The sequence below is a fragment of the Terriglobia bacterium genome (assembly GCA_032252755.1).
Lineage (GTDB): Bacteria > Acidobacteriota > Terriglobia > Terriglobales > Acidobacteriaceae > JAVUPY01.
In genome coordinates, this window is sequence record JAVUPY010000051.1 from 24,607 (window position 1) to 38,925 (window position 14,319).

A 14,319-nucleotide genomic window follows, 5' to 3' on the forward strand; every position below is an offset into this window, starting at 1 on the left:
AACTGTTCGGGAAATCCGAGAAACCTTTCGTTGCAGGGCGGCGGAGGGAACCACCTTTTGGGCCGGCCCAAGCCAAAAAATTTCAGGGTTCAACCGCTTGATTATAGGATTTTGCGCCCGCCAAGGTCAAACCTATGTTGCGCATCTTACATGCCACTTTCGGGCTGCTCTGACTCGAGAACCCACGTTTAACCTGCCTTATCGACCGCAGTCTGCCACCGGCCCCGGGGAAGCAATTTTGCCCGCAACTCGGGACCGGGAACCGGCAGCTGCTCCTAGAACGTAGTTGCGACCGTGAAGCGGAAGGTTTTCCGCGGCTCACGAAGTCTGTACCTCGAGCCGTAGAGCGCCTCCGCCTGCTGGAACGTGTAATCGCCCGCCGCGCCCGGTGGGAACAGGTCGCGCGTCAGGTAATTCTTCGGGGTCGCAATGGTATCAAGCCGCAGGGGGTTGTACGCGTAGTAGATCCGGAACGGCGCGTTTACGATCGGCAGGATCACCTGCAACTCGAGTCCGGTGGACATGCGCGTCTGGTAATTCGTCGATGAAATCGGCTTGACGTCCTTATTGAAAGAGAAGGTCTTCGAGCCGATGCACCCGAACGTGATCGGATCGATTCCCGGACAACCGAATGGCGTTGTGTTCAGCAGATCCAGTTCTTGCTGTGCCAGCCGCAGTTCCGATTGCCGAAGCGCCATATCCCATCCGGTATCGAGGAATGGTGCGAAGGTCACAGGGCCTGCGATTGGGATACGGTATTCGAGGTTTGTAACGATGCTGGTGTCGCCACCGGGATAAACCAGAGTCTGGACCGGAATTGGGATCGTTACGCTACCGCGCCGCGGATTGTTCGGATCCACAGGAACCGGAGTGCCATCCGGGTTTGTCAGTCCGATATTTAAGTTCGTCGTCAGGAAAGCGATCGGCGAAATAGCGCGAATATCGAATCCGCGAATATCGGTATCGCCGCCGAGGTAAAAGCGATTGAAAGGCGGTGCAACAACCCCACTGTAGCCACTCACGAACGAGCCCTGGACCCGATAGCCGATCGAGTTGCGTCCTTTGTTGACCGGGTACCACTTCTTCCACTCGATGATCGGCCGAATCATGCGCACGTTGCCGCCGAGGCCGGAAATGTCCGCCGCGATGTACAGGCTATGCCCGTTGTGCGGATGCACCGGGTTATCGATCGTATTTTCCGAGAAACTAGGTACCAACTTGCTGGTGACCATACCTTCCAGCGCATTCGGTCCGGAGATTCCTCGGAACGCCAGCGACTCGAACAACTGCTGTGATGCTTGCGTGTAGGTCGTGATCGACGTGTTGTCCAACGAATACGTCAATCCGACGCGCTTGAATGACCGGTGCAGTGGATAACTGAGGCCCAGTGTGAATCCGGTGCTGCTCTGCGCGTAGTTCTGCAACGATTGCAGGAAGTTCTGCGGCAGGTTGAGGTTCTGGCCGGTTGCGATGTTCGCCTGCTGCGCCTGGTCGAACGTGAACTTACTGCTGAAAACCGTGAACCCGAGTTGCAGCGGCCGGTCGAACAGGTAGGGCTCGGTAAACCCGAACACAATGTTGCGTTCGCGGCTGCCGACGTTCGCCTCCACGGTCAGCGTCTCGCCTTTACCGAGGAAATTGTTCGTCTGGTAGTTCAGTCCGATGAAGGAGCCGGCCAGGCCGCTCACGCCACCCGTGAGGCCGATCGAGTTCTTGCCCTTCTCGTGGACTTTCAGCGTGATATCGACCGTGTTGTTCTGGTTGTTCTGCTTGACTTCCGAATCCTGGTCCGGCTTCAGCGTGTCGAAATACTGCAACTGGTTCAGTCGCAGCAGGCTTAGTTCCCAGAGGCGGCTGTTGTAAAGCTGCCCTTCTTCGAGCGCCAGTTCGCGCCGGATAACCTTGTCTCGCGTGGTTGTGTTGCCTTCGAACTCGATGCGCCGGACGTAATAGGGCTTACCTTCATCGATGTCGATCTTGATCGTGATCAGCTTGTGCTCTTCATCGACTTCCGTATCCGGCACGGAGGTGAAGTTGATGTACCCGAACTCGCCGTACAGTTTGCGCAAGTCTTCCAGGCCCTTGCCGATCGCCGTGCGGTTGAATACGTCCCCATCCTTGATCTTGAATACTCGTCGCAGGGCCGCGCTGTTCGGCAAGGCTTTATTGCCCGTGAAGGTGATCGCTTTAATCCGATATTGATCGCCTTCGTCGACCGGGATGTTAATGTCGACCACCTTGCCGTGGTAGGTCTTGAACGGGAAGTACCAGTGAATGCCGCCGACGTCGCGCAACTTCGTCTTTGGATCCTCAACCACTGCCTTGAAGTACCCCTTGTCCTGGTACGCAAACCGCACACGCTCGACGTCTTCGTTCAGCTTGGTCGCGTCGTAGGTCTTGGCAAAGAGATTCTCAAGCACGATCGAATGCGGTATGCCGATTGGCCGAAGGTTGCGCATCGCGCTGCGCAGGTAGCGGTATCCAACCTTCTTGTTGCCTTCGAACGTGATCTTGCCGACCTTAACCTTCGGGCCTTCGTTGATATTGAAGGTGACCTTGACCGCCGCTGGGGGAATCGGGGTCACTTCGGTCTTGATCGTGGCGAACTGGCGTCCGCGTGAGGCCAGCAGCTGCTTCAGTACGACCTCGGCCTTTTTCACGCGCGTCGGATCGTACTGGCTCTCTTTGCTAAGTCCGACCTTGGCCTCTTTGAACTTATCCAGCACGTCCGACTGGGAAGCCGACTTCAACCCAACGTACTCGATGTCGCGGATCGTCGGTTTCTCTTTGACGTAGATGTGGAGAATCCACCCCTTCGGTGTCTGCTCGCGCTCGAAGCGAAGATCGTCGAAGAACCCGGTATTCCACAGCGAGTTGAAGTCCCGCTCGATTCCGTTTTGATCGTAAATATCGCCCGCTCGGGTGAAGATGCGTGCCCGGATCGTGTCGGCGGGGATGCGGCGGTTACCGTGAATTTGGATGTCCGTGATGATGTCGTTTTGAGCTACGGCTGTGCCACACAAGAACAGGAACACAAAGCCCAGCATCAGGGAAACAGCTCGAGTGACCGCACGAGTGCGGCCGGTCGCTCGATGTGGGGTGTAATGAATACCGAGAATAATAAGACCCTCAATAGCTAGAGCTTTGGAGCGCGGAAATCGCAATTATACGGGAGCACAGGCATTAAAACCAATCGGAGCAGCCGCTGGACTGTAAAGAACCTGTAAAGACAATGACTGCAGCTTGCGGATTGCCTGGGTGGCCCCTCTTTAGCGCCGTATCACTTCCACCAGTGTGGAATAAAACGTCGGTCCGCCCCCGAGATCGGTTAAGCGGTCGGAAGTCAGGACATTGACGTTCTTCTTGTCGACACTGAGCTTCGCCCAGTGTAATCGCGCCGACACCGTTCCGGGGCGAATCGCATCCGAAATGCGCGCGATTAGCTCCAGCGAGCCCCGGTCATTGAAAACACGAACCTTGTCCCCATCGTTGACACAGCGGCCCCGGGCGTCTTCCGCAGCGATTTCCAGCACACCCATGCTGCCATTCTCCAGCGGCTTATGCGAGGGCAGGTTGTTGAAAGTCGAGTTGAGAAAATTGTCCGCCTTGCGCGCCAGCATCTCCAGCGGATACTTCTTCGCCCCTTCCATATGCCGCGACTCCGCCGGCGGAATAAACGACACAACCGGGTCGAGCCCCCTGGCCTTCAGCGCTTCACTGTAAAACTCTGCTTTGCCGCTCGGGGTAGGGAAGTTGCCGTCCGCAAACGGAAGGAACGGCTTGCCGTCGCCATCGAACTTCAGGCGCACGTGGTTCTCCCGGTCCAACCGCTCGCGCGTGATGCCCTGCATCCACGGGTGATCTGTTCGCAGCGCCCCGTCAATCATCTCCTCGACGCTGTCGCGGAAGCACGGCTCGGTGAACCCCATCCGCTCCGCCAGCGCTCGAAAAACCTCGACATTGCTCCGGCATTCGCCAAGCGGTTCGATGGCCTGCGTCGAGGTCTGTAGATAGTAATGCCCGTACGCCTTCTGAAGATCCGCATGCTCGAAGAACGTCGTCGCCGGTAAAACGATATCGGCGTAGTCGGTCGTATCCGTCAGGAACTGTTCATCCACCACGGTGAACAGGTCCGTCCGTGAAAGTCCGCGAATAACCTTGTTGTGGTTGGGACAGACCGCCGCCGGGTTGGAGTTGTATACGAAGAGCGCTCGAACTGGCGGATCGGAAATTTCTGTCAGTGCCTCGCCCAACTTCACCATGTTGATGACCCGCGCCGGGCGCCCCAGCGACGTGTTCATCAGGTCCGGTCGCTTGAGTTCGTCCGCATTTAATTCGAATGCCCCGCTCAGCGACATCTGCAGCCCGCCGCCAACCTCTTTCCACGAACCTGTGAGCACCGGAAGCATCGCCACGGCGCGCGTCGCCATCCCGCCGTTCTCCCCACGCTGAATGCCGTAATTCAGCCGAATGACAGCCGGTCGAGTCGTGGCGTATTCGCGCGCAAGCCGCCGAATATCTTCCGCCGGAATCCCCGTCCACTGCGAAACCCTCTCCGGCGTGTACTCCTTGGCGCGTTCGCGTAACTCGTCGAAGCCAAGCGCGTAGCGGCCGACGTAATCGGCGTCGTAGAGATTCTCCGCGATGATGACCTGCATCATCCCCAGCGCCAGCGCGACGTCCGTTCCCATCGCAATCGGGATGTACCAGTCGGCGCATCGTGCCGTCCGCGTTCGATAGGGATCAATGACGACGAGTTTCGCCCCGTTCCGCCGCGCCTCTTCAATGAAGGGCCACAGGTGAACGTTATTGCCGTGAATGTTGGCGGCCCACGCGATGATGTACTTCGAGTGCCGGAACTGTTCCGGCTCGGTCCCGTACTTCGCGCCCTGCACGCTCGTGAGCCCGGCTTCACCTGCCGTCGAACAAATCGTCCGGTCCAGTTGCGAAGCCCCAAGACGATGAAAGAACCGCCGGTCCATGCCCCCGCCGTTCAGAGCCCCCAGCGTCCCGCCGTAAGAGTAGGGAAGAATCGCCTCGGACCCGAACTCCGCTGAGATCTCGCGAAACTTCTTCTCAATCTCGTCCAGCGCCTCCTCCCACGAGATCCTCGCAAACGCCTCGAACCCGCCAGTGCCCTTGGCCGCCTTCCTGCGCATGGGGTACAGCACGCGGTCAGGCGAATACACCCGATCCAGATACTTCGCCACCTTCGCGCACAAGAATCCGCGGGTCACCGGATGCTCCGGATCGCCCTGTATCTTCGTCGCCCGCCCATCCTGAACCGTGATCAAAACCCCACAGGCATCCGGACAATCATGCGGGCAGGCGGCATGAACTACTTTCTTCATAGCGGGGTCAATTATCGCAGAAATTTCACAGACGAATTCATCGCCGCCAAGATGAAGAATGTTGTATGGTGTTGGCGTTTGTAGGTGGAAAGGAGAACGTATGAAACGGCACATCTGGTATGCATCGATCTGTCTGCTGGTATTCCTCGCTTAGACATGCTCGGCTCAACTCGTCCGGTGTCCAACCGGGGGTGGCTACCCGAGTATGAATACCTGTCAAGCTGGATCTTGCACAGAGCACTTCTTCCTGTATCCAGATTGTTATTCATGGGTTGATAATTTCGGCACAATGTGCGGGCATTTTCCCGTTACATGCTGCGGGGGAACATTTACGCCATACAACGGTTACGTCGTTATGCCGTGCACATGGGTCACCAAGCTAATTGAGAAGAATGCGCAACAACTGGCGGCTTTGAGCCCAGATCGCGTCATTCTTGCCCCAAACTGTTCAGGGGCCTACGTCGCACTGAAGACCAAAGAACTGAGAAGCCAATGAATATCCCGCGCGGAATCATATCGATAACGCTGATTCTTAGTCCCCTAGGCCTCGTGTTAGCCCAAGAGCCCGTCGGTCGCATGGATGTAACTAGAGTTATGGGCCAAACAGCCTCTTTATTGTCCGGGCCGATTCGCTGTGACGAAGACTCCCGGATTTATCTCCAGCCTGTGGGAGACAATGCAATATTGCGGGTTCCGTCGTCGGGCCGTGAAGCTATTCGGATGCCAATCGCTCTCAAAGAATCCGAACAGGTCCGTGATTTCAGTGTCTCGCCCGCGGGCGACGTGTCAGTGCTGGTGACAGGAGCGATCAAAGTCACCGAGGGCCGTCCAGAGATTCCACCAAACTTCGTTGTAACGCTTACAAGTGATGAAGAAAGAGGACGAATAAGACTCGCGCTGTCCTCATATCGAGCCGACCGACTCGCCGTTCTGAAAGGCGGGGAATTTCTTGTGCTGGGATCAGTTTTCAATGTGCCCGCCTACAGGCCGCAACGGATGCTGACATTATTCGACAGCCGGGGCGGCCTTTTGCGCCAGATACAGAAGTTCGACGATGCCAAAGATCAAGCCGCCTTGGAGCCAGTCGGCGAGTTGGTCTCTATGATTACTGGCTCCGACGAGAATGCGTACCTGAAGCTTCCTTCCCACGGAGAAAAGAAAGAAGCGACGATTCTGGTTGTTACGCCTTCAGGAACAATTAGGAACACTCTTCATATCTCGGAGCCCGCGGACTATGACTTTTACGACATGAAGGAGTCGGGCGGTCATCTCGCTCTAGTGTTTGCTCGAATGGAAATGAAGGAGGGCCGTACCAGCGAAGTTTCAACCATAGTCAAAGTTGTTTATTCTAATGACGGCAGCGAGATTGCAACGTATGTCTCTCCGGATATCGGCTTGGCATTTGGATGCTACAGTCATGGGAAATTTACCTTCATCCGAAGCGCGATGGACGGCACTATGGAGTTGTGGAGCTTCAGTGGACGGTGAGAACGGTTCACCTCAGCATCAGGCACACGTTCAGATCCTTGAGTTCTCTAACTCGCTTGCGGGTAAATTGTAGTTGGAACTTCCGCTGCTCATCGCTCTCCCTTATCCCGCAACTCCTCCTCGATCCCAAGCGGCTTCACCTGGTCGAAAACGGCGACGCCCAGCACCACTCCAGCCGGCACGAACAATGCCCTGACCGACCATGCCATCTCTGTGGCCGTGCCCGTCACCGCCCCGGCAAAATACGCGACCCAGATCGAGGCAATGAATGCCACCTGCCGATAAACCACCGGGCGGAGGTGCAAACGCTCATGTCTCCCGCGCACCACGTCGTACTCGAGGGATATGGCGTGCGACAGAAGCTGTGCCAGCTTATTCAGCATGCCCGTGACAAAGGTTGTGTGTACGGTGAGCGAGCCGACCCGCGTCAACGCCGCCGTCTGGACGCCCATTGCGCCGGCCAGCAGAATGACCATCGCCACCCGCCACCCCGGCACAACTCCGGCCCACGCAACAGCAAAAAGGAGAACAAATTCAAGCAGAAGCGCCGGGCTGGCCGGACTGCGCAGTTTCTTTCGCAGGCCGACCTCCACCAGTATCCGCCCCACCACCGACCCGGAAACAAATGCCCCGAGAGTTGCCGTAAGGATCAAAGCGTCGTGTGCGTGAACCCGCACCGCGTCCTGCCCCAAGTGGACGGTCAGTCCCGTCATGTGAGCCGTAAACGTCTTATATAGGCTCATGAACCCGATGATGTCCACGCATCCTGCTGTGAACGTCAGCAGCAGCGCGACGACACCCTTGGCCCAGTTCTTCACTGTTCCTTGGGATGTTTAGTGGAAGGCTGCTTGTTGCGTGACAGAATCTTTCTGTGGATGGAATTAAGTGCTAGCGTCACTCGACGAGAGCCTTCTTACTTGAGCATCACGTAGACATTCAGGTCCTTGATCTCGCCGTTCTTGATTGCCGCTCGCCGCTTCACGCTTTCCTTGGTGAACCCCGCTTTTTCAAGCACCCGCGCCGATGCTGGATTGTCGTGGAAGGTATCGGCATGCAGGCGTATGAGGTTGAATCGCTGCATCGTCCATGGCGCGAACTGACGGATTGCGGCGGTCACGATTCCGCGCCCCCAGAATTCTTCTCCAAGCCAGTATCCCAACTCGCCGCTGATGCGCTCGATATCGGTGCCGAGTATCACTCCTATGCCGCCAACCGCCTGGCCGTCCACCTCAATCGCGAGCACGAACTCGGTGGCGTTGTGATCAAGCCTGGTTACGGCCCCGAGAAACTGCTTTGCATCCTGCCTCGTATAGGGATAGGGAAAGCGATCGCGGACGCGCATCGAAATTTTGCGATTGTTCGCGTGATGCGTCAGCGAGTCCGCATCTTCAGCGCGAAACGGCCGCAACCGGCAGACGCCGCAATCAATGATCAGCTCTTGCATCGCAAGAATTATTTCACAGTATTGAAAACCAACTCACCACAGAGTCAGGAGCCACACAGAAATTGCCGATTTACAATCTATGCCTCAGCTCTATCTTGACCGCAGAATATAATGGCGTCATGGGAACTGCTCCCAGCCCGAACCGGGGTGGCGCTGCCCCGCCACCGATCTCGCCCGGTCGCGGTTTCATCGAGCGCATAACCGACGGTCTCAAGGCCGAGCAACTCTGGGCCCAATTCAAAGCCGACGCCACCAGCGGATACAGCCTCTACAAAGCAGAGCTCGCTCCCGTCGAGGGCGGTCGCCGTCACCGAACATGGGAGACGATCAAGCAGTTCTTCTGGGCCGTGATGCGCAAGCTCACCCCCGTGCGCCGCATCATGCTGCTCATCGGAATTTTCCTGACGATCTTTCCGGTTATCCAATATCAGTCCGGCGATCAGCAAGTCTCAATCTCCCTTAACCTCTTCGGCGCGTTGATCCTGGTCGGATTGCTCATTCTTGAAGTCGGCGATCGCGTCACCATGAAGCGCGACCTCGAAATCGCGCGTGAAATCCAGATGTGGCTCGTTCCCGACGCGCCACCCAAAGTCGCCGGACTCGATATCGCATTCGTGAACCGGCCGCAAAACACCGTCGCCGGAGATTATTACGACGTCCTGCTTCGTGACCGCGGAGCACGCGCACTGCTGGTGGTTGCAGATGTTGCCGGCAAGAGCATCCCCGCCGGGCTGCTGATGGCGACTTTTCAGGCCAGTCTCAAAACGCTGCTGAACCACACCAGTTCCATTACGGAGATCGTCACCGGCGTAAACGAGTATGCCTGTGCTCACAGCAACAGCGGACGCCGCTTCACCACTGCGTTTTTAGGCGAGTACGAACCGGCCAGCCGAAAGCTTACCTACGTGAACGCCGGCCACAACGCCCCCATCCTGCTGCGTGCCGACGGTCGCACCGAACGCCTTGATCGCGGTGGACTACCCTTTGGCATTGACTCCCGGGCGCCTTACGATACCGGCGCGGTGGATCTCGGCTTCGGCGATCTGCTGCTGATCTTCACCGATGGCCTCGTGGAAGCCGTGAATGAGCGCGGCGATGAGTACGGCGAACCGCGCCTGCTGAGCGTCGTCCCCGCCCTGCGCCCCTACAAAGCCAAAGACGCCATTACGGCCCTGATGAACGAACTCAATCGCTTTACCGGCATGGCGCACCAGCACGACGACATCACCTGCCTGCTGGTAAGAACGGAATAGAAAGACAATGAAAAAGCCGGGCTTTTTGCCCGGCTGGAACTAACGCCCTCTGGTCACACCTGCATAACTTCCTTCTCTTTCCCTTTACACAGCTCTTCCATCTTCTTGATCTCGTCGTCGGTCAGTTTCTGTATCTGCTCCATCGCGCCGCGCTCTTCGTCTTCCGTGATCTTCTTATCCTTGAGTGCCTTTTTGATGGCGTCGTTGCCGTCGCGCCTGACGTTCCGGATCGCCGTCCGGTGCTCTTCCAGCACCTTGTGCAGATGCTTCACCATTTCCTTGCGGCGCTCTTCTGTCAGCGATGGCACCGGAACACGGATCAGTTTGCCGTCGTTCATCGGGTTCAGTCCGAGTTCCGCGGAGCGGATCGCTTTCTCGATCGCGCCGACCAGGCTCATGTCCCACGGCTGAACCGTGATCAGTTGCGGCTCCGGCGCGCTCACATTCGCGAGTTGGTTGAGCGGCATCTGCGACCCGTAAGCGTCCACATGCACGCTGTCCAGCATGTGCACGGAGGCGCGCCCTGTCCGTGTTGCAGCCATTTCCTGTCGGAAATCCTCGACGGCTTTATCCATCCGCGACTTCAGTTGTGTATACGTTTCTTTGAGTGCAGGTACAGCGGCCATGTTGATAGCAGCCATAGGTCGTTTAGCCTCGCCTGTTAGAACGCACGATTATAAATCTTTAAACATTCCGTGCCCCACGTCTGCCGTCTTAAGCAGACGTGGGGCATTTCTTACTCGGTAACCACTGATCCGATCCGTTCTCCCATCACCACGCGCTTGATATTTCCTCGCGTATTCAGGTTGAAGATCACGATGGGCAAGTTATTTTCCCGGCACAGGCTGATCGCCGTCGCGTCCATGAATCGCAAACCCTGCTTCAGCACTTCCAGGTACGAGATCTGGTCGAATTTGTTTGCATCGACCACTTTCATGGGGTCGGCATCGTAAATCCCATCAACTTTAGTGGCTTTCAGGATCGCGTCGGCCTTAATCTCCATCGCGCGCAGCGACGCCGCCGTATCGGTCGAGAAATAGGGATTGCCGGTCCCGGCCGCGAACACGACCACACGCCCCTTCTCGAGATGGCGAATGGCGCGACGCCGGATGAATGGTTCAGCCACCTGGTTCATCTCGATTGCCGACATCACCCGTGTGTAAATATCACACTTTTCCAGCGCGTCCTGCAGCGCCAGCGCGTTGATAACCGTGGCCAGCATGCCCATATGATCCGCGGAAACGCGGTCCATGTCCCGGGCCTGGTCGGCAACACCGCGGAAAAAATTCCCGCCGCCCACCACGATCGCGAGTTCCACTCCAAGGTCGTGTACTTCCCTGATCTCGGCGGCTATTTCGTGAATCCGCGCGCTATCCACACCAAATCCCCGGTCGGCCGCAAGCGCCTCCCCGGAAAGCTTCAGCAAAACACGTTTGTAAAACGGTTGTTCCATGGCGAGTACCGCACCAGTGTAAATGATGTGTTCGCCGCGGGAGAAATAAACTCCATTTCTCTCAGCACTTGGGCCAACCCGCAGCACTCATCGCGTTTCAAAACGCGTCTTGAGGTGTTTCAGATAATGTCCCTTTTCGGCCGAACCCCAGCGGCTCTGCTACTGCTCTGTTTCAGCATCATTCTTACCAGTTGTGGCGGCTCAACCAGTTCCCCAAACGACCCGCCCCCCGGCAACAACCCACCGCCGGCCCATGCCACGGTTCAGCATCTGGTGGTCATCGAAATGCAAAATGCCAGCTTCGATCACCTCTTCGGCATGATGCCCCCGACCAATGGCAATACCATCAATGGCCAACACGCGGGAGTGCCCGGTTACACGCAGACGGATCAGGCTGGCAACTCCGTCTCGCCCTCCCTGCTCGCGAATCTCGCCCCCCCGGCACTGCCCGAAGGCCACATCAAGTATGCGGATGATATCGACGGCGGCGCCATGGACAAGTTCGCCTACACGGAAGGCGACGAATCCATGGGTTATTACGACAACACTCTTTCCGGCATGAGCACCCTGTGGAACTACGCGCAACAATATGCCATCGCCGACAATTACTTCAGCTCCGTCGTCGGCGAAGCCCCGACGAACCAGCTCTACATGGTCGGAGCATCTGACAACAATTTCGTCTATTCCGTACAGCCCTACTACGGCCCCTGTAATCTGCCGGACTCTGCCGCCACCCCGCTCACCTTCCCCAACGTCGGCGACGAACTCACCAAGGCGGGGATCTCCTGGGCCGCCTATCAGGAAGACAACGGCAACTGTTCTGCCTACAGCCCGCTTCACAACCCCTTTCAGTACTTCACCAGCACCTATAAGCTCACCAAGGATTACTCGCACTTCGCCACCGATCTCGCGAGCGGCAATTTCCCCGCCGTCACATTCGTCTTTCCCAACCATCGCGACGAGATGCACCCTGGTTCCGCTTCCATCACCTACGGCATCAATTTCATCGATACCCTCGTGAAAGAACTCCAGGCTTCACCGATCTGGAGCAGCACAGCAGTCGTTGTCACTTGGGATGACTTCGGCGGGTGGTACGATCACGTCCCCCCACCGCCGGTCGATTCTCAGGGCTTGGCCCCACGTGTTCCACTGCTTGTGATTTCGCCCTTGGCGAAGCAGCACTACGTGTCGCACGTCCAGATGGATCACGTCTCCATTCTTCGCTTCATCCAGAACAACTGGGGACTCCCAACCCTCAACACCCGCAACACCCAGTCCAACGACCTCTCCGACCTGTTCCAGTAAGGATCGCCGTAACGGTACCCCACATCTGCCGCAGTCAGCAGATGTGGGTTTTTGCTCGTCCCGAAAATCCCATTCGCCTGCAATCTACTCAGCATCCAACAAACGGTAAGCTTATGCGCACCCTTGCTCTCGCGACCGCGGCTTTTCTGGTTTTCATAATTCCCACGCCCTCGCGCGCGCAGATCTCGCGCGAGCAGGCGCGCTCGCTCGTTCACACCACGTTGCGCTTGCGCGGCGACAAAGTCCCTACCAGGCAGATTCACGAGAGCACGGAAACCATTCCCGGCTACTACAGCTTCGGCGCCTACCACTCGCCGCAAGGCAACATGCAGGACATCGTCGGCTGGTTCGCCGTGAACAAGCGCACCGGGCAGGTCTGGGACACGACTTCCTGTGACCTCTACGAATTCCCCACGCTCGAGCGTCAGCGCAGGAAACTCGTCCGACACGCGAAGAAGAGCCATGCGAAGCCCCCATGCGCCGAAGGTCAGCGCGCTCACATCATTCGCAAACGAACCTCGCGCCACGCCGCCGAACTCCCCGAAGTGGCTCAGTAATAGTTTTGTAAATCCTTGCAGGTACCCCATCCGGTGGAGTTGTCTGCACCGGATTGCTGCGCTAGTCTGATCCTCGTAATTGAAATTGAATTTCATTTTCAATAATGAGGAATGAATTCATGGCACGACTTCTCACCGTCTTCTTCTGCTCTTTGCTCTTTGTTGTCCTCCCCGCTGGCGCCCAGTACAGCCCCTATTTCGTCACCTACGACCATCACATGGAAGAACCAGGGAACCTCGAAATCACAACCCAGAGCACCGTCGAAATTCAGAAGCACGATCTCCCCACCTACTGGGCGCCGCTTGTCGAACTCGAATACGGCGCCACCGGGTGGTGGTCCACCTCGCTCTACCTCGAAGGCGCAGGACAGCCAAACGATGCTACCGTCTTCACCGGCTTCCGCTTCGAAAACCGCTTCAAGCCACTGAAGACCGAGCATCGCATCAATCCCGTCCTCTACTTCGAATTCGAAAACATCAACGAGGCCAGCCGCATTCTGAAGGAGGTCGTCGGCCACTCCGAACTCACCGACGAACCACTCAGCAGCCTGCGCGGCGAGAAGGCTCGCGAACTGGAAGGGAAACTGATCCTCTCCAGCAATCTCAAGAACTGGAACATTGCCGAGAACTTCATCGTCGAAAAGAACTTCACCGAAGATGAAGGCGTCGAATTCGGCTACGCCCTCGGAATCTATCGACCCTTGGCGACGATCGCCTCCGGCAATCCCTGCCGCTTCTGCCGCGAAAACTTCACCGCCGGCCTCGAACTCTACGGTGGCCTCGGCAGCACTGAGCAATTCGGCTTCCGCGACACCGCGCATTACATTGCGCCAGCCATCGCTTGGCGCGTCAGCGAAAACTCGACCTTGCGCTTCTCCCCCGGGTTCGGACTCACCGCCAGCAGTGCCCGCAACCTGCTTCGCTTCAGCTACACCTACGAAATCCCAGGCTTCGGAGACGCCGTTCGCAGCATGTTCCGGGGTGGCAAATGAGAAAACTCACGCTGGCTGTTCTCATCACTTGCGCAGCGATCCTGTTCGCGCAGGAAATCCGACCGATCGATCCCGATTGGACGGTCCCCGAAAAAGCCGCGCATCGGCAGAACCCCTTGCGCGACAAGCCCCAACTCGCCGCCGGCGGCCGCAAGATCTTCGAGCGCAACTGCGTTCAGTGTCACGGCGATCAAACTCACGAGCGCAAGAACAACGCACCCGATCTCGCCTCACCCGCAGTTCAGCAGGATTCCGACGGCGATCTCTTCTGGCGCATCTCCAGCGGCAACGCCCGCAAAGGCATGCCCTCATTCAGCAGTTTGCCCGAAGCACAACGCTGGCAACTCGTTCTCTATATACGCTCGCTCCCAAAACCCTGAACTGCGCAAATACGTCTATTCCGAAAACGGAACGCGATTGAAATTTCTGGATTCCTGGTCCATCCGAGAGTACAAGACTGCTTAGGACAAGAACCC

General features: G+C 57.3%; 12 protein-coding genes. 6 read left to right on the forward strand and 6 right to left on the reverse strand.

Annotated elements, in window-relative coordinates; genetic code table 11:
- Window positions 1-275: 275 nt before the first annotated feature.
- Both bamA and ROO76_10705 read right to left on the reverse strand, forming a co-directional pair.
- Window positions 276-3,047: an outer membrane protein assembly factor BamA gene (bamA, locus tag ROO76_10700; protein MDT8068619.1), complete on the reverse strand. Its 2,772-nt coding sequence runs from the start codon at window positions 3,045-3,047 to the stop codon at window positions 276-278.
- A gap of 222 nt (window positions 3,048-3,269) precedes the next feature.
- Window positions 3,270-5,351 carry a molybdopterin-dependent oxidoreductase gene (locus ROO76_10705; GenBank protein ID MDT8068620.1) on the reverse strand — a complete coding sequence of 694 codons (2,082 nt, stop codon included), beginning with the start codon at window positions 5,349-5,351 and terminating at the stop codon, window positions 3,270-3,272.
- A gap of 492 nt (window positions 5,352-5,843) precedes the next feature.
- On the opposite strand from ROO76_10705, the gene ROO76_10710 reads away from it, so the two are divergent.
- On the forward strand, window positions 5,844-6,839 hold the full coding sequence (locus ROO76_10710; protein ID MDT8068621.1) for a hypothetical protein: 996 nt from the start codon (window positions 5,844-5,846) through the stop codon (window positions 6,837-6,839).
- 89 nt (window positions 6,840-6,928) lie between these two features.
- Here ROO76_10710 and ROO76_10715 read toward each other — a convergent pair whose 3' ends face one another.
- Window positions 6,929-7,657 (reverse strand): YoaK family protein, encoded by a 729-nt coding sequence (locus tag ROO76_10715; GenBank protein ID MDT8068622.1) that lies wholly within the window; start codon window positions 7,655-7,657, stop codon window positions 6,929-6,931.
- A gap of 95 nt (window positions 7,658-7,752) precedes the next feature.
- Window positions 7,753-8,283 carry a GNAT family N-acetyltransferase gene (locus ROO76_10720; GenBank protein MDT8068623.1) on the reverse strand — a complete coding sequence of 177 codons (531 nt, stop codon included), beginning with the start codon at window positions 8,281-8,283 and terminating at the stop codon, window positions 7,753-7,755.
- Window positions 8,284-8,378: 95 nt separating this feature from the next.
- Here ROO76_10720 and ROO76_10725 point away from each other — a divergent pair, with 95 nt between their 5' ends.
- Window positions 8,379-9,536, forward strand: coding sequence for a PP2C family protein-serine/threonine phosphatase (locus ROO76_10725; GenBank protein MDT8068624.1), 1,158 nt, complete (start codon window positions 8,379-8,381; stop codon window positions 9,534-9,536).
- Between the two features lie 53 nt (window positions 9,537-9,589).
- Here the strand turns inward: ROO76_10725 and frr are convergent, their stop codons facing one another.
- Both frr and pyrH read right to left on the reverse strand, forming a co-directional pair.
- On the reverse strand, window positions 9,590-10,177 hold the full coding sequence (gene frr / locus ROO76_10730) for a ribosome recycling factor (GenBank protein ID MDT8068625.1): 588 nt from the start codon (window positions 10,175-10,177) through the stop codon (window positions 9,590-9,592).
- A gap of 95 nt (window positions 10,178-10,272) precedes the next feature.
- Window positions 10,273-10,989: a UMP kinase gene (gene pyrH / locus ROO76_10735; GenBank protein MDT8068626.1), complete on the reverse strand. Its 717-nt coding sequence runs from the start codon at window positions 10,987-10,989 to the stop codon at window positions 10,273-10,275.
- 126 nt (window positions 10,990-11,115) lie between these two features.
- On the opposite strand from pyrH, the gene ROO76_10740 reads away from it, so the two are divergent.
- The 4 genes from ROO76_10740 (at window position 11,116) to ROO76_10755 (ending at window position 14,223) form a co-directional block, all read left to right on the forward strand.
- Window positions 11,116-12,294 carry an alkaline phosphatase family protein gene (locus ROO76_10740; protein MDT8068627.1) on the forward strand — a complete coding sequence of 393 codons (1,179 nt, stop codon included), beginning with the start codon at window positions 11,116-11,118 and terminating at the stop codon, window positions 12,292-12,294.
- 113 nt (window positions 12,295-12,407) lie between these two features.
- Entirely contained in the window at window positions 12,408-12,851 is a 444-nt protein-coding gene (locus ROO76_10745; GenBank protein ID MDT8068628.1) for a hypothetical protein, read from the forward strand.
- Window positions 12,852-12,970: 119 nt separating this feature from the next.
- Window positions 12,971-13,843, forward strand: coding sequence for a hypothetical protein (locus tag ROO76_10750; protein ID MDT8068629.1), 873 nt, complete (start codon window positions 12,971-12,973; stop codon window positions 13,841-13,843).
- Entirely contained in the window at window positions 13,840-14,223 is a 384-nt protein-coding gene (locus ROO76_10755) for a c-type cytochrome (GenBank protein MDT8068630.1), read from the forward strand. Before ROO76_10750 ends, ROO76_10755 begins: the two co-directional genes overlap by 4 nt.
- The last annotated feature ends 96 nt before the right edge of the window (window positions 14,224-14,319 follow it).